This window comes from Hydrogenophaga sp. PBL-H3 (assembly GCF_010104355.1).
GTDB lineage: Bacteria > Pseudomonadota > Gammaproteobacteria > Burkholderiales > Burkholderiaceae_C > Hydrogenophaga.
The window spans coordinates 2,271,900-2,294,970 of record NZ_CP044972.1; the positions used below are offsets into that span (position 1 = coordinate 2,271,900).

The window sequence follows — 23,071 nt, forward strand, 5'->3', positions numbered from 1 at the left end:
TCCTCGCTCCGCCCACCCCCCGGGTCTACGCACCTCAGGCTCCCAACGTGTCCCTGCACCTGCGCACTTTCGATGGCGGCAATGCCATCAGCGACTTCAAAGTCCAGCAACTCCTGCCCCGTCTGGCAGCCCTCTCCGACAAGATCACCGGCCTCTCGGCCCGCTTCGTGCACCTGGCCGCCTTCGACGGCGAGCCCGATGCGGCCACCGTGGCGCGCGTGGGTGAGTTGCTGACCTACGGCGAACCCGCCACCGAGGCGCACGCCAGGCTCGAAGCCACAGGCGCTCCGGCCTTGCTGGTGATGCCGCGCCTGGGCACGGTCTCGCCCTGGGCCTCCAAAGCCACCGACATCGCCCACAACTGCGGCCTCGCCCTGCATCGGGTGGAGCGGCTGGTCGAATTCCGCCTGCAGCTCAAGAGCGGCCTGCTGGGCAAGGCCAGCCTGTCGACCGATCAGCTGCGTGCCGTGGCCGACCTGCTGCACGACCGCATGACGGAAAACGTCTCGCTCGACCGCACGCAGGCCCAGGCCCTGTTCACCGAGCTGCACGCAGCGCCCATGGAGCAGGTCGACGTGCTGGGCGGTGGCCGTGCAGCGCTGGAGCGCGCCAACACCGACTGGGGCCTGGCCCTGGCGGATGACGAGATCGACTACCTGGTGAATGCCTTCACCGGTCTGAAGCGCAACCCGACCGACGTCGAGCTGATGATGTTCGCGCAGGCCAACAGCGAGCACTGCCGCCACAAGATCTTCAACGCGCAGTTCACCATCGACGGCGTGGCGCAAGACAAGAGCCTGTTCGGCATGATCCGCCACACCCACCAACTCGCGCCGCAGCACACGGTGGTGGCGTATTCGGACAACGCATCCATCATGGAGGGCAGCGTGGTCGAGCGCTTCGTGGCGCGCGCCGGTGGCGATGCCTCGCCGGCTTATGTGGCCGAGACGGCAACGCACCACGTGCTGATGAAGGTGGAAACCCACAACCACCCGACGGCGATTTCCCCTTTCCCCGGCGCCTCCACCGGCGCGGGTGGCGAGATCCGCGACGAAGGCGCCACCGGCCGTGGCTCCAAGCCCAAGGCGGGCCTGACCGGCTTCACCGTGGGCAAGCTCTGGGGCGGTCTGAGTGACCAGCCGGGCGGCAAGCCCGAGCACATCGCCAGCCCGCTGCAGATCATGACCGAGGGACCGCTGGGCGGCGCAGCCTTCAACAACGAGTTTGGTCGGCCCAACCTGCTGGGCTACTTCCGCGAATACGAACTCACGGTGGACGGTGTGCAGCGCGGGTACCACAAGCCGATCATGATCGCCGGCGGCGTTGGCGTGATCGACGCGACGCAGACGCAGAAGATTTTGTTCCCCGCCGGTTCGCTGCTGATCCAGCTCGGTGGTCCGGGCATGAAGATCGGCATGGGCGGCAGCGCGGCCAGCTCCATGGCCAGCGGCACCAACGCCGCCTCGCTCGACTTCGATTCCGTGCAGCGCGGCAACCCCGAGATCGAACGCCGTGCGCAGGAGGTCATCAACCACTGCTGGCAACAAGGCGCGAACAACCCCATCCTGGCGATCCACGACGTGGGCGCGGGTGGCCTCTCGAACGCCTTCCCCGAACTCACCAACGACGCCGGACGCGGTGCGCGGTTTGATTTGCGCGCCGTGCCACTGGAAGAAAGCGGCCTGGCGCCCAAGGAAATCTGGTGCAACGAAAGCCAGGAGCGTTACGTGCTGGCGATCGCGCCCGAATCGCTGGAGGTCTTCCAGGCTTTTTGCGAGCGCGAGCGCTGCCCGTTTGCGGTGATCGGTGTGGCCACGGAAGAACGCCAGCTGGTGCTGGGTGACGACCCTTCGACAGGCTCAGGGCGATCGGACAAAGCGGTCGACATGCCGATGAACGTGCTGCTGGGCAAGCCGCCCAAGATGCACCGCGATGTGAAGACCGTGGCGCGCACGCCGGCCCCGCTGGACCTGACCGGCGTGGACCTGCAGAAGGCCGTGATCGACGTGCTGAGCCACCCCACCGTGGCCTCCAAGCGCTTCCTCATCACCATCGGCGACCGCACCGTGGGCGGCCTCTCGCACCGCGACCAGATGGTCGGTCCCTGGCAGGTACCGGTGGCCGACTGCGCGGTGACCCTTGCCGACTTCCAGGGCTTCGCGGGCGAGGCCATGAGCATGGGCGAGCGCACGCCGCTGGCCGCACTCGACGCAGCGGCTTCAGGCCGCATGGCGGTGGCCGAGGCCATCACCAACCTGCTGGCCGCGCCGATCGAACTGCCGCGTGTGAAGCTCTCCGCCAACTGGATGGCCGCCTGCGGCGAACCGGGCGAAGACGCCGCGCTGTATGAAACCGTGAAGGCCGTGGGCATGGAACTCTGCCCGGCGCTGGGCATTTCGATCCCCGTGGGCAAGGACAGCCTGTCCATGCGCACGCAGTGGAAAGAGGGCGCCGACACGAAGAAGGTGACCTCGCCGGTGAGCCTGATCGTGAGCGCCTTCGCCACGTTGGCCGACGTGCGCGGCACACTCACGCCGCAGCTCAACAACACGCTGGAAGACACCACGCTGGTGCTGATCGACCTGGGCAAAGGCCGCCACCGCATGGGCGGCAGCGTGCTGGCCCAGGTGCTGGGGCAGGGCGGTGGCCAAGCGCCGGATCTCGATGACGCACAAGACCTCATCGGTCTGGTCAACGCGGTGAACGCGCTGCGCGCCGAGGGCAAGATCCTGGCCTACCACGACCGCAGCGACGGTGGCCTGCTGGCCGCCGCGGCCGAGATGGCCTTCGCTGGCCATGTGGGCGTGGCGCTCAACGTGGACCTTCTCGTGACCGAAGGCGACGGCATCAGCGACAGCCGCGCCGAGATGGGCGACGCCAAGAATTGGGCTGGCCAGGTCAGCGCGCGGCGCGAGGAGCTCACGCTCAAGGCGCTGTTCAGCGAAGAGCTGGGCGTGTTGCTGCAGGTGAAGACCGAAGACCGCAACGCCGTGATGCAGACCCTGCGCGAGCATGGCCTGAGCAAACACAGCCACTTCGTCGGCAAGACCCGGCCAGCGTCTTCCGCGATGGACGCCGGTAAAGGCCAGCTTCAGGTGTGGCGCGACACCAAGGCCGTCTTCTCGGCCAGCCTGTTTGATTTGCACCAGGTCTGGGACAGCGTGAGCTGGAAGATCAACCAGCAGCGTGACAACCCGGCCTGCGCCGATGCCGAGCACGCAGCCGCCGGACGCCCCGAAGACCCGGGCCTGCATGCCTTCCTCCCTCTCCCCCTGGGAGAGGGTTGGGGTGAGGGCGTCCCCGCTCCCTACTTGAACCTCTCCCGCCCCAAGGTCGCCATCCTGCGCGAGCAGGGCGTGAACTCGCACGTGGAGATGGCCTACGCCTTCACCCAAGCCGGTTTCGAGGCCTTCGACGTTCACATGACCGACCTGCAAAGCGGTCGCGCCAGGCTCGCCGACTTCAAGGGCGTGGTCGCCTGCGGTGGCTTCAGCTACGGCGACACGCTGGGCGCGGGCATCGGCTGGGCGCGCAGCATCACCTTCAACCCGGCGTTGTCGGCGCAGTTTCAGGGTTTCTTCGCCCGCAGCGACACCTTCGGCCTGGGCGTGTGCAATGGCTGCCAGATGTTTGCCGAGCTGGCCGACATCATCCCCGGCGCCGAGGCATGGCCGCGCTTCACCACCAACCAGAGCGAGCGCTTCGAGGCGCGCCTGTCGATGGTGGAGGTGCTTGAATCGCCCAGCCTGTTCCTGGCCGGCATGGCCGGCAGCCGCCTGCCGATCGCGGTGGCCCACGGCGAGGGCTACGCCAATTTCCACCACCGTGGCGACGCTTCCAAGGCGATTGCTGCGATGCGCTTCACCGACAACACCGGCATGGCCACCGAGGCCTACCCGTTCAACCCCAATGGCAGCCCGGGCGGCCTCACGGCCGTGACCACGCTGGATGGCCGCTTCACGGCCATGATGCCGCACCCCGAGCGCGTGTTCCGCAACATCCAGATGAGCTGGACCGATCAGGACCCGGCCGCCCACAGCGCCTGGATGCAGCTGTGGCGCAATGCGCGGAAGTGGGTGGGGTGAACGCTTCTTAGATTGCCGTTTACCGGTAAACGGTATAAACTGTCGCTTGCATGATCGTTTCCTTCGCTGACCGTGCCACCGCAGATCTGTTTTCCGGCAAGCCCGTGAAGGCGTTTGCCAACATTCTGTCAGTGGCTCAGCGCAAGTTGCAGCAGCTTGACAGTGCCGTGACGCTGGATGCCTTGAAGGCCCCTCCCGGCAACCGCCTGGAAGGGCTGAAGGGTGATCGCAAGGGTCAGCACAGTATCGGGATCAACGATCAGTTTCGTCTGTGTTTTGTCTGGGCTGCAGACGGAGTGCGCGATGTGGAAATCGTGGACTACCACTGAGCCTGCAAGGAGTTGGCCATGGCTGTTGTCGCACCCATCAACGGGCTTCGCCCCATCCATCCTGGAGAAATTCTCCGGGAAGACTATCTGTTGCCACTCGGCATGAGCGCCAATGCGCTGGCGCACGCCCTGAAGGTGCCGGCTTCGCGCATCAACGACATCGTGCTGGAGCGGCGTGGCGTGACGGTGGACACCGCCATGCGGCTGGTGCGTTATTTCGGTGGCGATGTGCAAAGCTGGATGAACCTGCAGACTGCGTACGAAGTGAAGGTGGCCCAGAAGGAGTTGGCGCCACGAATTGCAAAAGAAGTGCTGCCCATGGCCGCCTGAGTCCTCAACCCACGAAAGTCCCCATGGCTGCAAGCAGCTTGCTCTTGTTGATCGACGACATCGCCACCATCCTCGACGACGTGGCGGTGATGACCAAGGTGGCGGCCCGTCAGGGCATGGCGGCCGCCGATGACGTGGCCGCCATGACGCAAATGGCGGCGAAGAAGACGGCGGGTGTGCTCGGCGACGACCTGGCACTCAACGCACAGCAAGTCACCGGCGTGAAGGCCGACCGCGAGTTGCCGGTGGTGTGGGCGGTGGCCAAGGGTTCGATGATCAACAAGGCCATCCTGGTGCCGGCGGCGCTGCTCATCAGCGTGGTTGCGCCCTGGGCCATCACGCCGCTGCTGATGCTCGGCGGCCTGTTTCTGTGCTTCGAGGGGGTGGAAAAACTCGTGCACGCTTTTGGCGCACACAAGGCCGAAGACAAGGCCGAACACGCCAAACTGCTGAAGGCCGTTGCCGACGAAAACGTGGACCTGGTGGCCTTCGAGAAAGAGAAGATCAAGGGCGCCGTGCGCACCGACTTCATCCTCTCCGCCGAGATCATCGTGATCAGCCTGGGCACCGTGGCCACGGCCAGCATGGGACAGCGCGTGGCCGTGCTCGTGGGCATTTCGTTGCTCATGACCGTGGGCGTGTATGGCCTGGTGGCCGGCATCGTCAAGCTCGACGATCTGGGCCTGTACCTCAACCGGCAGATCGAAGGCTGGAAACAGGCTATCGGGCGCGGCATTCTGGCCGCAGCGCCCTGGCTTATGAAAACGCTGTCGGTGGTGGGCACCGCTGCGATGTTCCTGGTGGGTGGCGGCATCCTGGTGCACGGCGTGCCGGCGGTGGGCCATGGCATCGAGGAATTTGCTGCTGGCCTGGGCTGGATCGCGCCCGTGGTGACCAACCTGGCCGGCGCGCTGGTGGGGCTGGTGGCTGGTGCGGTGGTGCTGCTGGTGGTGGGGGTCATCGGCCGCCTGCGGGGCAACAAGCCCAAGCACGTCTGAGCCGGGCGTCCCCCGGGATGGGGATGGCACGCACCGGAGTCGCGTCCTAGAATGAGCCGGTTGGCCCAGGCGCCTTGGCGCTGGCCGGGCCCGACACCGGACACCGCACCGATTTGCGGTGACACCTGGGGTCTTCGCCACATGGACGGGATCTTCATCAGCTACCGCAGGGACGATTCGGCTGGCTACGCCGGGCGGCTGTACGACCGGCTGTCGGCCCACTTCGGCGCCGACCAGGTGTTCATGGATGTCGAGGGCATCGAGCTTGGCACCGACTTCGTCACCGCCATCGAAAAGGCTGTTGGCTCCTGCAAGGTCCTGATCGTCGTCATCGGGGACGAGTGGCTGAGCACCGCCGATGCAGCGGGCCGCCGACGGCTGGACGACCCCCAGGATTTCGTGCGCCTGGAGACCCGTGTGGCGCTGGATCGCGAAATCCGGGTCGTGCCGGTGCTCGTGGGCGGCGCGCTCATGCCGCGTGCCGAAGAGCTGCCCGAGGAACTCAAATCACTGGCCCGTCGCCAGGCCATCGAGATCAGCCACAAGCAATGGGAGGCGTCCACGCGCGAACTGATTCGTGCACTCAACACCATGCTGGGTCAGCGGCCTGATGCCGGGATCACCGTCCTTGGAGAGGTGCCCGAGGCGCACCTCGTGACCAGCTCGCCCGATACAGCGGCAGTGGACCCCAGGAAGCCCTGGCCCGGCAGGCGGTGGATATGGGCGGGTGTGGGCGCAGGCGTGCTCGGGCTGGTGCTCTGGGCGGGCTGGCGCGGCACTCCCGAGCCGGCCACGGCGGTGGGTTCGCCCCCCATCCTCACGGCCAAGGCACCCCGCACCGACCAGCCGGCGGCGGCGGCCACTGCGCCCGCTGTGCCCGCTGTGCCCGCCCGAGCGGATCCCCCGGTGGCCGTGGCCGCAGCACCCACCGTGGCACCACCGGCATCGCCGGCCGCTGTGGCTGCGCCCTCACCGCCGGCACCGCTCGCACCGTCACCACCCGTGATCCGCCTGTTCCAGAGCCAGGCCGATCCCGCGGGCGCGAAGCTGTGCTATTCGGTGGCCCAGGCCGAGAGCCTCACCCTCATGCCGCAACCGGGTGCGCTGGCCAAACCGGTCAAGGATTGTGTGACGGTGGCCGTCACCGAGCCGACCACCTTCACGCTCACCGCGCGCAACGCCACAGGCTCGGCCACCAGAACCCTGTCGGTTCGCCCGCGTCCAGCGGTGGCGCCAGTGCCAGTGCCAGCGCCGGTGGCTGTTGCGCCCGTACCCGCGCCCGCGCCAGAGGTGGCGCGCCCGGTGGACGGTGCCTTGCCCCGGCCCGGCGAAAGCTGGACCTACCGCACCAGTGGCAAATGGCCCACCAGCCCGCGCCGCGACATCGTGATCTCGGTGCAATCGGTGCGCGATGGACTGGTGACGGATGTGCTGCGCGCTGACGCTGACACGCGCATCACCGGCGACTCGCGCCGCGCCGTGGGTGGGCGGCCCGGATTCCTCAAGTGGGATCAGATCGGTCTGGAATACAGCCCCTACCTCGGCGCATTCCGTGACCTGAGCAGCCTGGGCCCCCTGAGCGATTTCGCCACCCCGGACGTGGACACCTGGGGCCAGTGGTATTCGCAAGCCAAGGTGCTGGGGCGCGAAACCGTGAACGTGCCGGGTGGCAGCTTCGACGCCTTCAAGGTCGAGGTGTGGAGCAGCCGCAACGCCACCGGTGGCGCCACCCGGGCCATGATCGAACCGGTGCGCATCCACTACCTGATCTGGTACGCGCCATCGGCCAAGCGGTACGTGAAGATGCAGCGCCGCGTGATCAGCGCGTCCGGCGCGGAAAACGAAAAAGACGTGTTCGAGCTGGTGGCGCATCGCTGAACCGGCCCCGCTTGACTTGCATCAATGCGCAGGGCCGTGGCCTGCCTAGACTGCTTGCATGCGCCGGGCGTTCGTCCGGCGGCCCGCCAGGAGACACCATGCCCACCCCAGCCCACCCGGGTCATGACGAGCAAGCGCCGCTGACCACCTTCACCGACTGCCATGTCGGCATCCTCAAACGCCTCCAGTCGCTTGACGGACTGCCAGCCCTGCTGGAGCCGGTAGCGCAGGCCCGCCAGATCGCTTCGGACTCGCTGGCGTTTTTCCGGGAGGCCATCTTTGAACACCACCTTGACGAGGAGCGTGACCTGTTTCCGGCGGTGCTCGCCAGCGCCCAGCCCGGCGTGGAACACGAACGCGTGCAGGGCATGACCGAGCGGCTCACCCGAGAGCACCGCGCCATCGAGACACTCTGGAAAGGCCTGGAAAAAGCACTCAAGCGCGTGGGCAAGGGCCAGGACGCCGACCTCGACGTGGACGAACTGCACCAGCTGGTGACCGCCTACGCCGCGCACGCCGCCTTCGAGGAAAAGGAATTCCTGCCGCTGTCCGAGACCATCCTGAGCCGCAACAGCAACCACATGGCCGCGTTGGGTCTCTCGCTGCACATCAGGCACGCGCGCAAACCACTCGCCTACATCTGACGACCTGGTGAGCGCAGGGCAGAATCCGGTGGATTTGAACCCCACCGGAGATCGCTCTTGAACACAGCCGCCGACCCCACGAAGACCTCCATCGTGCTCGTGCACGGCGCCTGGCATGGAGCCTGGTGCTGGAGCAGGGTGCTGCCGCTGCTGCGAAGTGCGGGGGTGGACAGTCACGCCGTCACGCTCACCGGCGTGGGTGAACGTGCCCACCTGATGTCGCCCGGCATCGATCTGCACACCCACATCCAGGACGTGATCGGATTGATTGAAGCCGAAGAGTTGCAGCGCGTGGTGCTGGTGGGCCACAGCTATGCGGGCATGGTGATCACCGGTGTTGCCGACCGGCTGCAGCGGGAGCGGCCCGGCCTGCTGACGCACCTGGTGTACCTTGATGCCGCGCTGCCGTACCCCGGTGACAGCTGGAGCAGCCACCACTCAGCCGAGACACGGCAGGCTCGCATCGATGCATCGAAACCCAGCGGCGGCCTGAGCTTCCCCCCGCCCGACGCCACCTTGTTTGGCCTGAGCGGCGCTGACCGCGACTGGGTCAACCGGCGCCAGACGCCACAGCCCTTTCGGCTGTACTTGCAGCCGCTTGACTTTGATGCCGAGCGGGTGGATGCACTGGCGCGCACCTTCATCGACTGCACGCAGCCCGCGCTGGCCACCATTGCACCGTCGCGCGCCAGGGTGCGCAGCGAGCCGGGCTGGAACGTGGTGGAGATGGCCACCGGCCACGACCCCATGGTCAGCGAGCCTGCAGCGCTCAGCCAGATCCTGCGGGACATCCAGCGCCAGGCCAGCACCTGAGGCATCCATGACGTGGCGCCTGGACCGCATCTGCCAGAACTTCGCTCGCCCCATCATCCAAGACTTTCATCTCCGCCTGCTTTGGCTGGGGAGTCGGCTGAACCGAAATGAAAAAAGCGCGGAAATCCGCGCTTTTTCAGGGAGCCGCAGGGCTCGTGTTATTCGATTTTGGCCTTCTCGCGCAAGCCCTTCTGGAACTCGGTGAGTTTTTGCTGCTGCATCTGCTGCGCGATCTGCGGCTTGATGTCTTCGATCTTGGGCAATTCAGCCTGGCGGATGTCGTCCACGCGGATGATGTGCCAGCCGAACTGCGTCTTCACCGGCACCTGCGTGGTCTGGCCCTTTTCAAGCTTGACCATGGCCTCGGAGAACTCGGGCACGTAGCTGGCGGCAGCAGCCCAGTCCAGGTCGCCCCCGTTGGCGCCGGAGCCTGGGTCCTTGGACTGCTTCTTGGCGATGTCCTCGAACTTGGCCTTGCCCTTGAGCGAAGCAATGATGGCCTTGGCTTCTTCTTCCTTCTCCACCAGGATGTGGCGGGCGCGGTATTCCTTGCCACCGTTGGCCACTACAAACTTGTCGTACTCGGCTTTGATCTCGGCGTCCGTCACCGGGTTCTTGGCCTGGAAGTCGGCAAACAGCGCGCGGATCATGATGGTCTGGCGGGCCAGTTCAAGCTGGTTCTTGAACTCGTCCGTGGCGCCAACGCCGCGCTTCTGCGCTTCCTGCATGAAGATTTCGCGCAGGACCACTTCTTCCTTGAGCTGGGCTCGCACAGCGTCGTCCACCGGGCGACCCGAGGCCGCGAGCTGCTGCGCCAGCACCTCCAGGCGAGCGGTGGGAACGGCCTTGCCGTTGACGATGGCCACGTTCTGGGCAGAAGCGCTGAAGGCTGCGGCAGCAAGCACGGCCACGGTCAGGGCTGAGCGGGAAAATTTCATGGTGTTCCTCGGGTTTGAAAAGGGGTTGGAGCTGCGGGTGCCGGTTGGGTTCAGCAGACTCGTGTCAGAACGTGATGGCAGGCCGGCAAGCCGCTTCAGGCCTTGATTTCGATGGCCAACGCGTGCAGTCCCGCGTCGGTGAATTTTTGCAGCGCATCATACACAAGGCGGTGCCTGGCGACCCGGCTCAGACCCTGGAACCCGGGTGCCGCGATGCGCACCCGGAAGTGGGTGCCGAAGCCCAGTCCGTTGGACCCCGAATGCCCGGCGTGAGCGGCGCTTTCGTCGATCACTTCCAGTTCGGTGGGGACCAGCGCGGCGCGCAGTTGCGCGTCGATGGCGGCGGCGGTCGGTGTCACGGCTTCGCTCATGACTTCTCCACCGGGTCGTCCTTGAGGAAGCGAGAGATGTACAGCCCTTGCCCGACGATGAAGATCACCGGAAACACGTAGCCCCAGAGCTTGAAGTTGACCCAGTCCTCGGTGGAGTAGTAGGCCGCCACATAGGCGTTGATGGCCGCCATGAACACGAAGTAAGCGGCCCAGGCCACGGTGAGTTTGGCCCACACCGCGTCGGGCAGGCTGAGCTGGCTGCCCAGCAGCAGTTTCAGGAAGTTTTTCTTCCAGACCCAGAGCGCGGCCGCCAGCACGATGGCCATGCTCGCGTACAGCACGGTTGGTTTCCACTTGATGAAGCGCTCATCCTGCAGGAAGAGGGTGAGGGCGCCGAACACCAGAATGAGCACCAGCGTCACCTTCTGCAGTGTCTGCAGCTTGCGGTCGATGGCGTAGATGATGCCGGTCTGCACCAGTGTGGCCGCCATGAGGACGGCGGTGGCGGTGTAGATGTCGGCCATTTTGTAGGCCGCCACGAACAGGGCGATGGGAAAGAAGTCGATGAGGAAACGCATCGCTGGATTATCCCCTTTGCTCTGCGGCCTTCGTTGAGCGAGGTCAAGCGCCCGGAACTCGTGGCCACCCGGCGGCTCCATTGGTTGGGTCTGTCCACCTTCGGCTTCAAGGAGTTCACGCAACATGTCCCCCCAGGAACAACAATCGATCCTCACCATTGCCTTGCTTGCGGGCTTTGCTGACGGTCACAAGGACGACACGGAGCGCGAGGCGATCCGGCGCATGGCCGAGTCGCTCACGCGGGAAGACGTGGGCGTGAGACTGGCTGGCCTGTATCAGGATGTGCTGCTCAAACGCGTGTCGCTGGCCGATGCCGCCGCCAGCCTGCAAGACGCCGGGCAGCGCCAGCTGGCCTACGAGATGGCCGTGTGCGTCTGCGATGCCGATGGCCGGCAGAGCGACGCCGAGCGGGCGTTTCTGGCGGACCTGAAGACACGCCTGAAGCTGGACCCGTCTCAGGCCGCTGCGTTCGAGCGCGAGGCAGATGCCCTCGTGGATGCGGCGGAGCAGGCCGCTCCGGTCGCGGTGCCCGCAGCAGCTGCCGCTGCGGTGGTTTCAGCTTCCGTGGCGCCCGGGGTCGACCTGGACAAATCCATCCTGAATTACGCGCTGATCAACGGTGCGCTGGAGTTGTTGCCGCAGTCCTGGGCCTCGATGGCCATCATTCCCCTGCAGGTGAAGATGGTCTATGCCATCGGCAAGGCACACGGCGTGGAGCTGGACCAGGGCCACATCCGCGAGTTCATCGCGGCGGTGGGCGTGGGCCTGACCTCGCAGTACCTGGAGCAGTTCGGGCGCAAGTTGCTGGGCGGTTTGCTGGGCAAGGTCGCGGGCCGTGCCATCGGTGGCCTGGGTGGTGCCGCCACGGGCGTGGCGTTTTCGTTTGCCACCACCTACGCGCTCGGGCAGGTGGCCAAACGCTATTACGCAGGCGGGCGGGTCATGAGCACCGCTCTGCTGCAGGAAACCTTTCAGAGCCTGCTGGGCCCAGCCAAGCAGATGCAGGCACAGTACCTGCCGCAGATCCAGCAGAAGGCCGCCACGCTGGACGCCGGGCAGATCATGAAACTGGTGAAGGGGTAACCCCGCGCACCCTGCGGCCCTGCAAAGCCGGTTCCGCGGGAGCTCTGGTCAGCAGGCGACGCCTGTGCTCACCGGTGCGGCCATCGCTTCGGCTGCGAAGTCCAGCGAGCGCAGGCGCAAGGCGGGATCGAAGACATCGCAGACGATCATGAATTCGTCTGCTTCTGTGGCTTGGGCCAGTGCGCTCAGACCTTCTTGCACCGTCTCGGGCCCACCAATCACGGCCGCAGCGAGGAAGTCGGCAATGCCGGCACGTTCCTGCGGGTGCAGGCGCTGCATGAAGCCCTGTACTGGCGGCGGCAGCTGGCCGCGCTGGCCAGTGAGGATGCCCAGCACACGCTGGTACGTGCTGCTGGCGAGGAACTCGGCTTCGTCGTCGGTGGGTGCGGCGATCAGCGGCACGCCGATGATGACGTAGGGCTTGGCCAGTTGGGCGGAGGGCTTGAAGTGGCTGCGGTACACATCCAGCGCCTGCAGCAGCAGGCGCGGTGCGAAGTGCGACGCAAACGCGAAAGGCAGACCACGCTCGGCCGCCAGGCGGGCCGAGAACAGGCTGGAGCCGAGCAGCCAGATCGGCACGTTGGTGCCGGCACCGGGGTTGGCGATGACGCGCTGGCCGGGCTGCGTGGGGCCCAGCAAGTGCTGCAGTTCGGCCACATCGCGCGGAAAGTCGTCTTCGCTCTCGGTCCGGTTGCGGCGCAGCGCGCGCATGGTCATGGGGTCGGTGCCGGGCGCGCGGCCCAGGCCCAGGTCGATGCGGCCGGGGTAGAGCTCGGCCAGCGTGCCGAAGGCCTCGGCCACCACCAGCGGCGCGTGGTTGGGCAGCATGACGCCGCCTGAACCCACGCGCATGTGTTTTGTGCCGCCCGCGATGTGGCCCACCAGCACGGCCGTGGCCGAGCAGGCGATGCCGCTCATGTTGTGGTGCTCGGCAAGCCAGTAGCGGGTGAAGCCCAGCGACTCGGCGTGTTGCGCCGTGCGCAGGGCAACGGCGAGCGCGTCGGCCACGCTGCCGCCTTCGCGCACGGCGACAAGGTCCAGCATGGACAGGCGGATGTCTTTGAGCTGTTTCATGCCGGGAGGAAACCTTCGATGGACAGATAGCGTTCGCCGGTGTCGTAGTTGAAGCCGAGCACCACGGCGTTGGCCGGCAGATCGGGCAGCTTCTGGGCGATGGCGGTCAGCGTGGCGCCCGAGGAGATGCCCACCAGCATGCCTTCTTCGCGCGCGCAGCGACGCGCCATCTCGCGCGCTGGCTCTGCCTCGACCTGGATCACGCCATCGAGCACGCTGGTGTCCAGGTTGTTGGGGATGAAGCCCGCGCCGATGCCCTGGATGGGGTGAGGTGAGGGTGCGCCGCCCGAGATGACCGGCGAGGCCGCGGGCTCGACCGCGTACACCTTGAGCCGCGGCCAGCGCGCCTTGAGCGCCCGGGCCACGCCGGTGATGTGGCCACCGGTGCCCACGCCGGTGATGATCGCGTCGATGCCCTCGGGGAAATCGGCGGCGATCTCTTCGGCCGTGGTCTGCACGTGAACCGCCACGTTGGCCGGGTTGTTGAACTGTTGGGGCATCCAGGCGCCAGGCGTTGCTGCCACGATCTCTTCGGCGCGCGCGATCGAGCCTTTCATGCCTTTCTCGCGCGGCGTGAGGTCAAACGTGGCGCCGTAGGCCAGCATCAGCCGGCGGCGTTCGACCGACATGCTGTCGGGCATGACCAGGATGATCTTGTAGCCCTTCACCGCGGCCACCATGGCCAGGCCGATGCCGGTGTTGCCCGAGGTCGGCTCGACGATGGTGCCGCCGGGCTGGAGCGCGCCGCTTTGTTCTGCGGCCTCCACCATGGCCAGCGCAATGCGGTCCTTGATGGAGCCGCCCGGGTTGCTGCGCTCGGATTTGATCCACACCTGCTGCGTCGCCGCGCCAAACAGTCGCTGGATACGCACATGGGGTGTGTTGCCGATGGTCTGGAGGATGGTGTTGGCTTTCATGGTGTGTCCTTGGTGGGTGAGTGCTCCAGTGAAGCCGAGTTCATGCAGTAACGCAAGCCAGTGGGTGTGGGGCCATCGTCAAACACGTGGCCGAGGTGGGCGCCGCACTGGCTGCACACGGTCTCCACCCGCACCATGCCGTGGGTGCGGTCGGTGATTTCGGTGATGGCGCCGGGCACGGCTTGCGAGAAGCTGGGCCAGCCGCAACCGGCGTCGAACTTGGTCTTCGCGTCGAACAGGGTGTTGCCACAGCAGATGCAGTGGTAGCTGCCATCGGCCCACACCTGCTCGTATTTCCCGGTGTAGGGCCGTTCGGTGTGCGCGTGGCGGGTCACGTCGAAGGCGCGGGGCTCGGCGCCCTTGGCAGCCAGCAGGTCGCGCCACTCGGCTTCGGTTTTCTGGACGGGGAAGTTCATGCGTTCTCCTTGGTGTTCATGACGAACAGCTGATTTCGATCTGGCTGGCCCAGGCGGGCGGGAAGTCGGCGAGGTCTTCGTGACCGGCAACTTCTTCAAATGGGCGTTCCAGCGCGTTTTGCAACCGCGCCACTTCGCTGAAGTCGCCTTGTTTCGCGCGCTGGATGGCGACTTCACCGAGGTGATTGCGCAGCACCACCTGCGGGTTGGTGCGCAGCATCTGCGCCCGGGTGGTGTCGGCATCGAAGCCCGGCTGTGACTGCAGGCGCGCTTGCCAGCGCGCGGCCCAGGCGTCGAAGGCGACGCGTTGCAGGAACAGGTCGCGCACGGGCTCCAGTGTGCCCGCCACCGCGTGGCTGAGCCGGCGCCAGAAGATCGTGAAGTCCACCGCGTCGGCGGCCATGAGTTTCATGAGTGCTTCGGTCAACTCGGCGTCGCCGTCTTCCACGCGGGCTAGGCCGAGCTTGGCGTTCATGCGCCGCTGCAGCGCGGCCGGCATGTGGGCCTTGTAGGGCTCCAGCGCGTCCAGCGCCTGTTGCTGGTCGTCCATCAGGGGCAGCAGCGCCTGGCCCAGGCAGAACAGGTTCCAGTAAGCCACGTTGGGCTGGCGGTTGTAGGCGTAGCGTCCACCGGTGTCGCTGTGGTTGCAGATGTGGCCGGGGTTGAAAGCGTCAAGGAACTGGAACGGACCGTAGTCGATCGTCAGGCCCAGGATGCTCATGTTGTCCGTGTTCATCACGCCGTGGCAAAAACCCACGGCCTGCCACTGCGCCACCATGTCGGCGGTGCGCTCGCTCACAGCCTGCAGCAGCGCGGCGTAGGGGTTGCCGGCAGTCTCGCGGCAGGCGGGATAGAAATGGTCGATGACGAAATCGGCCAGGGTGCGCAGCTGGGCGTGCTGGCCGCTGTGCGAGAAGTGCTCGAAGTGGCCGAAGCGGATGAAGGAGGGCGCCACGCGCGTGACCACCGCTGCGGTCTCGATCTCTTCGCGGCGCACCCGCCCGGGCGACCCTGTGACGCACAACGCCCGGCTGGTGGGGATGCCCAGCGCGTGCATGGCTTCGCTGCAAAGGAATTCGCGGATCGAGCTGCGCAGCACGGCGCGGCCGTCGCCCATGCGCGAATACGGCGTGAGGCCCGCGCCTTTGAGCTGGATCTCCAGCAGGCCCGTTGGCCCGGGCAGTTCGCCCAGCAGGATCGCGCGACCATCGCCGAGCTGGCCGGCCCAGTGGCCGAACTGGTGCCCGCTGTACACGCTGGCCAGCGGCCGCATGCCAGGCAGCACGGCGTTGCCGATGAAGGTCTGCAAAGCCTCGTCGCTCAGCATCCAGCGCTCTTCCAGGCCAAGCTCGCGCGCCACAGCGTGGCTCTGGCCAACCCAGTGCGGATCGGGCAGGGGAGAGGGCTGCAGTACGGTGTGGAAATCGGGGCCGAGGTCGGCAAAGCGGTGGGACCAGGCAAGGGGAAAACTCATGTCGGTCATTGTCACCGAGACGACTTGCACCCACGGCTGGTCAGGCTATCCGGGCAGACCCGGTTGGGCTATCGGCGTGGTCTGCGGCATGATCCGACGGTTGTTCGATTCCGCCAAAACCACACAGGAGATTCCCATGCTGGGCCAGATGCAGAGCCAACCCCTTTTGATTTCAACGCTGATCGTGCACGCCGAGCGGCACCACGCCAGCGGTGAGATCGTGTCCCGCCGTGTCGAGGGTGACATCCACCGCAGCAACTGGGGCCAGATCGCCGTGCGCTCGCGAAAGGTGGCCAACGCGCTCAATGGCCTGAACCTGGCTTTCAGCGACCGCGTGGCCACGCTGGCCTGGAACGGCTACCGCCACCTGGAGCTGTATTTCGGCGTCAGCGGCACGGGGCATGTGTTGCACACGCTCAACCCACGCCTGCACCCCGACCAGCTCACCTGGATCGTGAACCACGCCGAAGACAAGGTGGTCTGTTTCGACATGACCTTCCTGCCGCTGGTCAAGGCAGTGGCGGCCAAATGCCCCACCGTGAAGCACTGGATCGCGCTGTGCGATGCCGACAAGCTGCCTGCCGACAGCGGCCTGCCTGGCCTGCAGAGCTACGAGGCCTGGATCGGCGGCCAGCCCGACACCTACCACTGGCCCACGTTCGACGAGAACTCGGCGTCCAGCATGTGCTACACGAGTGGCACCACCGGCAACCCCAAAGCCGCGCTGTACTCGCACCGCTCGACCATCCTGCACGCCTTCACCGCGGCGCTGCCGGATGCCCTGAGCCTGAGTGCGCGCGACAGCGTGCTCCCAGTCGTTCCCATGTTCCACGTCAATGCCTGGGGCCTGCCGTACTCGGCGGCGGCCACTGGCTGCAAGCTGGTGTTCCCCGGCCCGGCCATGGATGGCAAATCCATCTACGAGTTGCTGGAATCCGAGAAGGTGAGCATGGCCGCGGGCGTGCCCACGGTGTGGCAGATGCTGCTGGGCCACCTGCAGGCCAACAACTTGAAGTTCAGCACGCTCAAGAGCACCGTGATCGGTGGCTCGGCCTGCCCGCCGGCCATGATGAAAGCCTTCAACGACCAGTACGGCGTGGCCGTGATCCACGCCTGGGGCATGACCGAAATGTCGCCACTGGGCACGGTGTGCTCGCTGAAAAACGCGCAGCTGGCGCTGCCTGCGGAGGAGCAGCACAAGGTGCTGCTCAAGCAGGGGCGCGCCGTGTACGGCGTGGACATGAAGATCGTCGATGACGCCGGTGACGAATTGCCCTGGGATGGCAAGCGCTACGGCGACCTGCTGGTGCGCGGCCCCTGGATCATTGCGAGCTACTTCAAGGGTGAGGGCGGCGACCCGCTGCGCTACGACGCACAGGGCCAGGGCTGGTTCCCCACCGGCGACGTGGCCACCATCGACCCCGACGGCTTCATGCAGATCACCGACCGCAGCAAGGACGTGATCAAGTCCGGCGGCGAGTGGATCAGCTCGATCGACGTGGAGAACATCGCCATGGCGCACCCGGCCGTGGCCATGGCCGCCTGCGTGGGCATGCACCACCCCAAGTGGGACGAACGGCCCATCGTGGTGGTGGTCAAGAAGCCCGGCGCCGAGGTGACGCGCGAGGAACTGCTGGCCTTCTTCGAGGGCAAGACCGCCAAGTGGCAGATCCCGGACGACGTGGTGTTTGTCGACGCGATTCCGCTGGGCGCCACCGGCAAGATGCAGAAGATGACGCTGCGCCAGCAGCTCAAGGACTACGTGTTGCCCGGCATTTGAGGTCCGCCGATGCATTGTTTCTTCGAATGAAGTCGCCAGCGCGATACCCCCTAGGGGGTATCCCTGAGTGCTGCACCGCAACAGGCTTGTAAGCTGCGTGCGCGACTTCCCCAAAACCAACGGAGACAAACAATGCATTTCGCCATCAAGAGCCTCACCGCCGCCTCGTTGCTGGCTTGCGCACTCGCCGCGCAAGCCCAGAAGGGCGAAACCGTCAAGATCGCCCTGATCGACCCTCAGACCGGCCTGATGGGCCCGGTCGGCAACAACCAGGTCAAGAGCTGGCAGTTCTTCGCCGAGAAGTTTTCCCAGAGCAATCCGGCCGGAGTGAAATTCGAACTGATCGCGTTCGACAACAAGCTCAGCCCCGCCGAGAGCCTGAACAACCTCAAGGCCGCGTTGGACCAGGGCGTGCGCTACATCGCCCAGGGCAACGGCTCCTCGGTGGCTGGCGCGCTGATCGATGCGATCAGCAAGCACAACGAGCGCAACCCCGGCAAGGAAGTGATTTTCCTGAACTACGCAGCGGTCGACCCCGACTTCACCAACAGCAAGTGCAACTACTGGCACTTCCGTTTCGACGCAGACACGTCCATGAAGATGGAGGCCATGACGACCTTCATGAAGGACATTCCCGACGTCAAGAAGGTCTACCTGCTCAACCAGAATTACTCGCATGGTCAGCAGGTGGCCAAGTTCGCCAAGGAAAACCTGGCACGCAAGCGCCCTGACGTGCAGATCGTGGGTGAAGATCTGCATCCGCTGGCCCAAGTGCGTGATTTCGCTCCCTACATTGCCAAGATCAAGGCCTCCGGCGCCGATACGGTGATCACGGGTAACTGGGCATCGGACATGACCTTGCTGGTCAAGGCGGCAGGCGAGGGCGGATACACCGGCAAGTTCTTCACCTACTACACCGGCTTGACGGGCACCCCCACCGCGCTGGGCACGGGTGGCGAGGGCCGTGTGTACCAGGTCGCGTACCAGCACTACAACATGGGCGGCCAGATGGGCAAATGGGCCGACGAGTTCAAGGCCAAGTACAAGGACGACATGTACACCGGTGCGATTCCGCTGGCTTACACCGCCGTGTCCGAAGCCATGGCCAAGGCCAAGTCGACCGATCCGGTGAAGGTCGCGGCCGCCCTGGAAGGCCTGAAGTTCAAGGGCTTCAACGGCGAAGTGGAAATGCGCAAGCTGGACCACCAGCTGCAGCAGCCGCTGTTCGTCACGGTCTGGCAGAAAGCCGACAAGAAGTACCCCTACAGCCCGGAGAACACCGGCATGACCTTGGCGCCGGTGAAGGAATACCCGTCCTACATCTCCAGCACGCCCACCAGCTGCCAGATGAAGCGTCCGGGCTGATCGACAGGACTGCTGTGCACGAACCCGGTTTCGTGCAAGGTGGTCGTCTTGGGTAGAACCAGCGCCGTTTCAGGCGCTGGTTCGTTTTCACCGTGCTCCGACGGCTGCCACACCAGCCAAGAAAGGCGAACTCATGGAGTTCTTCATCATCTCCATGCTCAACGGCATCAGCTACGGTCTGCTGCTGTTCATGTTGAGCTCGGGGCTGACCCTCATCTTCAGCATGATGGGCGTCCTCAATTTTGCGCATGCCAGCTTCTACATGGTGGGGGCCTACATCGGCTACACGCTGTCCCACTGGATCGGCTTCTGGCCCGCGCTGATCGTGGCGCCCGTGCTGGTGGGTGCCATGGGCGCGCTGTTCGAGCGGCTCACGCTGCGCAAGGTGCACAAGTTCGGCCACGTGCCCGAACTGCTGGTGACCTTCGGTTTCTCGTACATCCTGCTTGAAGTGGTGCAACTGATCTGGGGCCGCACGGCGCTGGACTTTGGGCCGCCCGAGGTGCTGCGCGGCCCGGCCTTCACGCTGGTGCACCTGGCCGATGATTCCCTGCAACTGGTCTGGGGCGCGGTGACCAGCGATGTGTGCTCCGCCGCCGGCGTGATCTGCTCGCCGTTCCCCGCCACGCGCGGCTTCATGATGCTGGTGGCCCTGCTCATGCTGCTCTCGCTGTGGCTGCTGCTCACCCGCACCCGCATCGGCCTGGTGATCCAGGCCGCGCTCACCCACCCCGAGACGGTGGAGAGCCTGGGGCACAACGTGCCGCGCGTGTTCATGCTGGTGTTTGGCGCCGGCACCGGCCTGGCCGGCCTGGCCGGGGTCATTGGCGGCAGCACCTTCGTCACCGAGCCGGCCATGGCCGCCACGGTGGGTTCGGTGATCTTCGTGGTGGTGGTGGTCGGCGGCATGGGCTCGCTCTCGGGCGCTTTCCTCGCCTCGCTGCTCATCGGCGTGATCCAGACCTTCGCGGTCGCGTTCGACTATTCCTTCATCAGCCTGGCGCAACAGCTTGGCCTCGAACTCTCGGACGCCACCAAGAACAACTCGGTGGTCAAGCTCACGCTGTCGCAAGTGGCGCCGATCCTGCCCTACCTGTTCCTGGTGTTGATCCTGATCTTCCGCCCCAAAGGCCTTCTCGGCACGCGAGAGGGCTGACCCGATGACCACCATGCAACACACCACCACCGGTTTCAACAAAGGCCGCTGGACCGTCTGGTCCCTCTTTGCCGCGGTCTTGCTGGTCGCGCCTTTTGTGTTCAGCAGCAACCTGGCGGTGACCATGCTCTCGCAGATGGGCATCGCCATCATTGCCTGTCTGTCCTACAACATCCTGCTGGGGCAGGGCGGCATGTTGAGCTTCGGCCACGCGGTGTACACCGGGCTGGGCTCGTATGTCGCCATGCACACGCTCAATGCCGCCGCTGGTGGGCAGCTGCCCATTCCCGTGACGCTGCTGCCGCTGGTGGGCGGCGTGGCGGGTCTGTTCTTCGCCGTGCTGTTCGGCTATGTCACCACCAAGAAGGCCGGCACCACCTTCGCCATGATCACGCTGGGCATGGCCGAGCTGGTGTTTGCGATGTCGCTGATGTTTTCCGAGTTCTTCGGTGGCGAGGCGGGTGTCTCGGGCAACCGGGTGTTTGGCGAGGCCTTCCTGGGACTGACCTATGGCCCGCCACGGCAGGTGTACTACCTGATCGCGGTCTACACCTTCATCTGCGTCGGGCTCATGTTTGCATTCACCCGCACGCCGCTGGGTCGCATCTTGAATGCCGTGCGCGACAACCCCGAACGCGTGGAGTTCATTGGCTACAACACGCAGAAAGTGCGTTACCTGTCGTTCATGATCGCCGGCTTCTTCGCTGGCATTGCGGGCGGTCTGGGCGCGCTCAATTTCGAGATCGTCACGGCCGAGGTGGTCGGTGCCGGGCGCTCGGGCGCGTATCTGCTGTTCACCTTCCTGGGGGGCGCCACCATCTTCTTCGGCCCGATCATTGGCGGCATTCTCATGGTGCTGGCCTCGGTGCTGCTGTCCGAACTCACCAAGGCCTGGCTGCTGTACCTGGGCCTGATCTTCCTGTTCATGGTGATGTACGCGCCCGGTGGCGTGGCCAGCCTGATCATGATGAATGTGCGCGTGGCCGCCTACGGCCTGCTGAAGCGCGTGCTGGGTAGCTACGCGCTGCTGGCCGTGCTTGGCCTGGTCATGCTGGCCGGTGCCGGCGCCATGATCGAAATGATGTACCACCTGCAGCTCAATGCGGGGCAAGACACGGCCTTGCGCTTCCTGGGCCTGGACCTCGACGCCCGCAGCGCGACGAGCTGGGTGGGTGCGCTGGTCGTGCTGCTGGTGGGCCTGGGACTGTTCGAGCTGGTGCGCCGGCGCTTCATGCTCCAGTGGCACGACATCCAGGTGACGATTGAAAAACACACACAACAGCGGGAGGCTGCATGAGCACAGCGCACGGCCGCTCCGAAGCGGGCTCGCACCGCAGCCCGCAGGGCGAAGGTACTTCTGTTGGCACCCCCGCACTTGAACTGCGCGATCTGCGCAAGAGCTTTGGCAAGACCGACATCATCCGTGGCGTCAACTTGGTGGTGAACCCGGGTGAGCGCGTGGCCATCATCGGCCCCAACGGCGCGGGCAAGTCCACGCTGTTCAACCTGATCTCGGGCCGCTTCGAGCCCAGCAGCGGTGACGTGATGCTGGGGGGTCACCGCATCAACGGCATGAAGCCTTTCGAGATCAACCGGCTGGGCCTCTCGCGCAGTTTCCAGATCACGAACATCTTCCCCAAGCTCAGCGTGTTCGAGAACCTGCGCTGCGGCGTGCTCTGGAGCCTGGGCTACAAGTACACCTTCCTGAAGTTTCTTGCGAACCTGAAGGACGCCAACGACCGCGCCGAAGAGCTCATGCGCATGATCCATCTGGAGCGCAAGCACGACACGCTGGCCATGAACCTGACCTACGCCGAGCAGCGTGCGCTGGAGATCGGCATCACCATCGCCGGTGGCGCACAGGTGATCCTGCTGGACGAACCCACGGCCGGCATGAGCAAGAGCGAAACCAGCCGCTTCATCGACCTGATCCGCGAGGTGACGGTGGGCAAGACGCTGCTGACCGTGGAGCACGACATGGGTGTGGTGTTCGGCCTGGCCGATCGCATCGCGGTGGTGGTGTACGGCGAGGTGATCGCCTTCGACACGCCTGAAGCGGTGCGCGCCAATCCGCGTGTTCAAGAAGCCTATCTGGGCTCGGTGCTGGCGGATCAACAGGCGGCAGGCCACTGAGGACACACCATGCTTGAACTACAAGACCTTCACGCCTACTACGGCAAAAGCCACGTGCTGCACGGGGTGCAGTTTTCGGTCGGCAAGGGCGAGATCGTGGCGCTGCTCGGGCGCAACGGCTCGGGCCGCTCCACCACCGCCAAGGCCATCATGGGCCTGGTGGAGGCCACTGGCAGCGTCAACTGGCAGGGCAAGCCCATCCTGGGCAAAAAGCCGTTCGAGATCGCCCACCTGGGCATCGGCCACGTGCCGGAAAACCGCGACATCTTCCCCAAGCTCACCGTGCACCAGAACCTGCTGCTCGGCCAGAAAGGCAAGGGCATCGGCGCGCGCTGGAGCTTCGACGACATGTACGCCATGTTCCCGCGCCTGAAAGAGCGCGAACACACCGAGGCCGGCGTGCTCTCGGGCGGCGAGCAGCAGATGCTCACGCTGTGCCGCACCCTCATGGGTGACCCCGATCTCATCATCATCGACGAGCCCACCGAGGGCCTGGCGCCCAAGATCGTGGAGCTGGTGGCCGAGTACCTGCAAAAGCTGAAAAGCCGGGGCGTCTCAGTGCTGCTGATCGAGCAGAAGCTCACCATTGCGCTCAGCATTTCCGACCGTGTGCTGGTCATGGGGCACGGCAGCATCGTGTTTCAAGGCACGCCGGAAACACTTCGCGCCGATTCCCAGGTGCGCAAGGAATGGCTGGAAGTCTGAGCACGCCACAGCCTGACTCGCTGGCGACAAGAGGCCCTTGCG

The 23,071-nt window shown here is 65.6% G+C and carries 21 protein-coding genes; 14 read left to right on the top strand and 7 right to left on the bottom strand.

Annotation, left to right across the window (positions count from 1 at the left end):
• Positions 1 to 47: 47 nt before the first annotated feature.
• From purL to F9Z44_RS10610, 7 genes are all read left to right on the top strand, one after another.
• On the top strand, positions 48 to 4,085 hold the full coding sequence (purL, locus tag F9Z44_RS10580; RefSeq protein ID WP_159605928.1) for a phosphoribosylformylglycinamidine synthase: 4,038 nt from the start codon (positions 48 to 50) through the stop codon (positions 4,083 to 4,085).
• Between the two features lie 50 nt (positions 4,086 to 4,135).
• A complete protein-coding gene (locus tag F9Z44_RS10585) occupies positions 4,136 to 4,414 on the top strand; it encodes a type II toxin-antitoxin system RelE/ParE family toxin (RefSeq protein ID WP_159605930.1) in 279 nt (92 codons plus the stop codon).
• Between the two features lie 18 nt (positions 4,415 to 4,432).
• Positions 4,433 to 4,744, top strand: coding sequence for a HigA family addiction module antitoxin (locus F9Z44_RS10590; protein ID WP_159605932.1), 312 nt, complete (start codon positions 4,433 to 4,435; stop codon positions 4,742 to 4,744).
• Positions 4,745 to 4,767: 23 nt separating this feature from the next.
• The gene (locus F9Z44_RS10595) at positions 4,768 to 5,742 is read left to right on the top strand and encodes a DUF808 domain-containing protein (protein WP_159605934.1); all 975 of its coding nucleotides are present in this window, start codon (positions 4,768 to 4,770) and stop codon (positions 5,740 to 5,742) included.
• A gap of 141 nt (positions 5,743 to 5,883) precedes the next feature.
• The gene (locus tag F9Z44_RS10600) at positions 5,884 to 7,620 is read left to right on the top strand and encodes a toll/interleukin-1 receptor domain-containing protein (protein WP_159605936.1); all 1,737 of its coding nucleotides are present in this window, start codon (positions 5,884 to 5,886) and stop codon (positions 7,618 to 7,620) included.
• Between the two features lie 98 nt (positions 7,621 to 7,718).
• On the top strand, positions 7,719 to 8,264 hold the full coding sequence (locus F9Z44_RS10605; protein WP_159605938.1) for a hemerythrin domain-containing protein: 546 nt from the start codon (positions 7,719 to 7,721) through the stop codon (positions 8,262 to 8,264).
• A gap of 57 nt (positions 8,265 to 8,321) precedes the next feature.
• Positions 8,322 to 9,077, top strand: a complete 756-nt coding sequence (locus tag F9Z44_RS10610) for an alpha/beta fold hydrolase (RefSeq protein ID WP_159605940.1) — start codon at positions 8,322 to 8,324, stop codon at positions 9,075 to 9,077.
• A gap of 158 nt (positions 9,078 to 9,235) precedes the next feature.
• Here the strand turns inward: F9Z44_RS10610 and F9Z44_RS10615 are convergent, their stop codons facing one another.
• The 3 genes from F9Z44_RS10615 to F9Z44_RS10625 form a co-directional block, all read right to left on the bottom strand.
• Positions 9,236 to 10,015: a peptidylprolyl isomerase gene (locus F9Z44_RS10615; protein ID WP_159605942.1), complete on the bottom strand. Its 780-nt coding sequence runs from the start codon at positions 10,013 to 10,015 to the stop codon at positions 9,236 to 9,238.
• Between the two features lie 95 nt (positions 10,016 to 10,110).
• Complete coding sequence (locus tag F9Z44_RS10620; protein WP_159605944.1) at positions 10,111 to 10,386, bottom strand: BolA family protein; 276 nt, start codon at positions 10,384 to 10,386, stop codon at positions 10,111 to 10,113.
• Complete coding sequence (locus F9Z44_RS10625; protein ID WP_159605946.1) at positions 10,383 to 10,925, bottom strand: septation protein A; 543 nt, start codon at positions 10,923 to 10,925, stop codon at positions 10,383 to 10,385. The genes F9Z44_RS10620 and F9Z44_RS10625 overlap by 4 nt, the downstream gene beginning before the upstream one ends.
• A 124-nt stretch (positions 10,926 to 11,049) precedes the next feature.
• Between F9Z44_RS10625 and F9Z44_RS10630 the strand changes: the two genes are divergently transcribed.
• Positions 11,050 to 12,009 carry a YcjF family protein gene (locus F9Z44_RS10630; RefSeq protein WP_159605948.1) on the top strand — a complete coding sequence of 320 codons (960 nt, stop codon included), beginning with the start codon at positions 11,050 to 11,052 and terminating at the stop codon, positions 12,007 to 12,009.
• Between the two features lie 48 nt (positions 12,010 to 12,057).
• Here the strand turns inward: F9Z44_RS10630 and F9Z44_RS10635 are convergent, their stop codons facing one another.
• Genes F9Z44_RS10635 through F9Z44_RS10650 form a run of 4 tightly spaced genes read right to left on the bottom strand, consistent with a single transcriptional unit; the run spans position 12,058 to position 15,890 of the window.
• On the bottom strand, positions 12,058 to 13,083 hold the full coding sequence (locus tag F9Z44_RS10635) for an LLM class flavin-dependent oxidoreductase (protein WP_159605950.1): 1,026 nt from the start codon (positions 13,081 to 13,083) through the stop codon (positions 12,058 to 12,060).
• Entirely contained in the window at positions 13,080 to 14,000 is a 921-nt protein-coding gene (gene cysK / locus F9Z44_RS10640; protein ID WP_159605952.1) for a cysteine synthase A, read from the bottom strand. Before cysK ends, F9Z44_RS10635 begins: the two co-directional genes overlap by 4 nt.
• Positions 13,997 to 14,416, bottom strand: coding sequence for a peptide-methionine (R)-S-oxide reductase MsrB (msrB, locus tag F9Z44_RS10645; RefSeq protein ID WP_159605954.1), 420 nt, complete (start codon positions 14,414 to 14,416; stop codon positions 13,997 to 13,999). Before msrB ends, cysK begins: the two co-directional genes overlap by 4 nt.
• A gap of 16 nt (positions 14,417 to 14,432) precedes the next feature.
• Positions 14,433 to 15,890 carry a protein adenylyltransferase SelO gene (locus F9Z44_RS10650; RefSeq protein ID WP_236574096.1) on the bottom strand — a complete coding sequence of 486 codons (1,458 nt, stop codon included), beginning with the start codon at positions 15,888 to 15,890 and terminating at the stop codon, positions 14,433 to 14,435.
• 136 nt (positions 15,891 to 16,026) lie between these two features.
• On the opposite strand from F9Z44_RS10650, the gene F9Z44_RS10655 reads away from it, so the two are divergent.
• From F9Z44_RS10655 to F9Z44_RS10680, 6 genes are all read left to right on the top strand, one after another.
• Positions 16,027 to 17,670, top strand: coding sequence for a 3-(methylthio)propionyl-CoA ligase (locus F9Z44_RS10655; protein WP_159605956.1), 1,644 nt, complete (start codon positions 16,027 to 16,029; stop codon positions 17,668 to 17,670).
• 132 nt (positions 17,671 to 17,802) lie between these two features.
• The gene (locus F9Z44_RS10660; RefSeq protein ID WP_159605957.1) at positions 17,803 to 19,035 is read left to right on the top strand and encodes a branched-chain amino acid ABC transporter substrate-binding protein; all 1,233 of its coding nucleotides are present in this window, start codon (positions 17,803 to 17,805) and stop codon (positions 19,033 to 19,035) included.
• 133 nt (positions 19,036 to 19,168) lie between these two features.
• Positions 19,169 to 20,191 carry a branched-chain amino acid ABC transporter permease gene (locus F9Z44_RS10665; protein WP_159605958.1) on the top strand — a complete coding sequence of 341 codons (1,023 nt, stop codon included), beginning with the start codon at positions 19,169 to 19,171 and terminating at the stop codon, positions 20,189 to 20,191.
• 4 nt (positions 20,192 to 20,195) lie between these two features.
• Positions 20,196 to 21,488, top strand: coding sequence for a branched-chain amino acid ABC transporter permease (locus tag F9Z44_RS10670; protein WP_236574097.1), 1,293 nt, complete (start codon positions 20,196 to 20,198; stop codon positions 21,486 to 21,488).
• On the top strand, positions 21,485 to 22,324 hold the full coding sequence (locus F9Z44_RS10675) for an ABC transporter ATP-binding protein (RefSeq protein ID WP_159605960.1): 840 nt from the start codon (positions 21,485 to 21,487) through the stop codon (positions 22,322 to 22,324). Before F9Z44_RS10670 ends, F9Z44_RS10675 begins: the two co-directional genes overlap by 4 nt.
• Before the next feature lie 9 nt (positions 22,325 to 22,333).
• Positions 22,334 to 23,029 (top strand): ABC transporter ATP-binding protein, encoded by a 696-nt coding sequence (locus F9Z44_RS10680; RefSeq protein ID WP_159605961.1) that lies wholly within the window; start codon positions 22,334 to 22,336, stop codon positions 23,027 to 23,029.
• The last annotated feature ends 42 nt before the right edge of the window (positions 23,030 to 23,071 follow it).

Excerpts from the sequence above, each read along its gene's own strand:
- F9Z44_RS10585 (WP_159605930.1), top strand. The coding sequence starts at position 4,136 with ATGATCGTTTCCTTCGCTGACCGTGCCACCGCAGATCTGTTTTCCGGC.
- F9Z44_RS10590 (WP_159605932.1), top strand. The coding sequence starts at position 4,433 with ATGGCTGTTGTCGCACCCATCAACGGGCTTCGCCCCATCCATCCTGGA.
- F9Z44_RS10595 (WP_159605934.1), top strand. The coding sequence starts at position 4,768 with ATGGCTGCAAGCAGCTTGCTCTTGTTGATCGACGACATCGCCACCATC.
- F9Z44_RS10600 (WP_159605936.1), top strand. The coding sequence starts at position 5,884 with ATGGACGGGATCTTCATCAGCTACCGCAGGGACGATTCGGCTGGCTAC.
- F9Z44_RS10605 (WP_159605938.1), top strand. The coding sequence starts at position 7,719 with ATGCCCACCCCAGCCCACCCGGGTCATGACGAGCAAGCGCCGCTGACC.
- F9Z44_RS10615 (WP_159605942.1), bottom strand. The coding sequence starts at position 10,015 with ATGAAATTTTCCCGCTCAGCCCTGACCGTGGCCGTGCTTGCTGCCGCA.
- F9Z44_RS10620 (WP_159605944.1), bottom strand. The coding sequence starts at position 10,386 with ATGAGCGAAGCCGTGACACCGACCGCCGCCGCCATCGACGCGCAACTG.
- F9Z44_RS10625 (WP_159605946.1), bottom strand. The coding sequence starts at position 10,925 with ATGCGTTTCCTCATCGACTTCTTTCCCATCGCCCTGTTCGTGGCGGCC.
- F9Z44_RS10630 (WP_159605948.1), top strand. The coding sequence starts at position 11,050 with ATGTCCCCCCAGGAACAACAATCGATCCTCACCATTGCCTTGCTTGCG.
- F9Z44_RS10635 (WP_159605950.1), bottom strand. The coding sequence starts at position 13,083 with ATGAAACAGCTCAAAGACATCCGCCTGTCCATGCTGGACCTTGTCGCC.
- cysK (WP_159605952.1), bottom strand. The coding sequence starts at position 14,000 with ATGAAAGCCAACACCATCCTCCAGACCATCGGCAACACACCCCATGTG.
- msrB (WP_159605954.1), bottom strand. The coding sequence starts at position 14,416 with ATGAACTTCCCCGTCCAGAAAACCGAAGCCGAGTGGCGCGACCTGCTG.
- F9Z44_RS10650 (WP_236574096.1), bottom strand. The coding sequence starts at position 15,890 with ATGAGTTTTCCCCTTGCCTGGTCCCACCGCTTTGCCGACCTCGGCCCC.
- F9Z44_RS10655 (WP_159605956.1), top strand. The coding sequence starts at position 16,027 with ATGCTGGGCCAGATGCAGAGCCAACCCCTTTTGATTTCAACGCTGATC.
- F9Z44_RS10660 (WP_159605957.1), top strand. The coding sequence starts at position 17,803 with ATGCATTTCGCCATCAAGAGCCTCACCGCCGCCTCGTTGCTGGCTTGC.
- F9Z44_RS10665 (WP_159605958.1), top strand. The coding sequence starts at position 19,169 with ATGGAGTTCTTCATCATCTCCATGCTCAACGGCATCAGCTACGGTCTG.
- F9Z44_RS10670 (WP_236574097.1), top strand. The coding sequence starts at position 20,196 with ATGACCACCATGCAACACACCACCACCGGTTTCAACAAAGGCCGCTGG.
- F9Z44_RS10675 (WP_159605960.1), top strand. The coding sequence starts at position 21,485 with ATGAGCACAGCGCACGGCCGCTCCGAAGCGGGCTCGCACCGCAGCCCG.
- F9Z44_RS10680 (WP_159605961.1), top strand. The coding sequence starts at position 22,334 with ATGCTTGAACTACAAGACCTTCACGCCTACTACGGCAAAAGCCACGTG.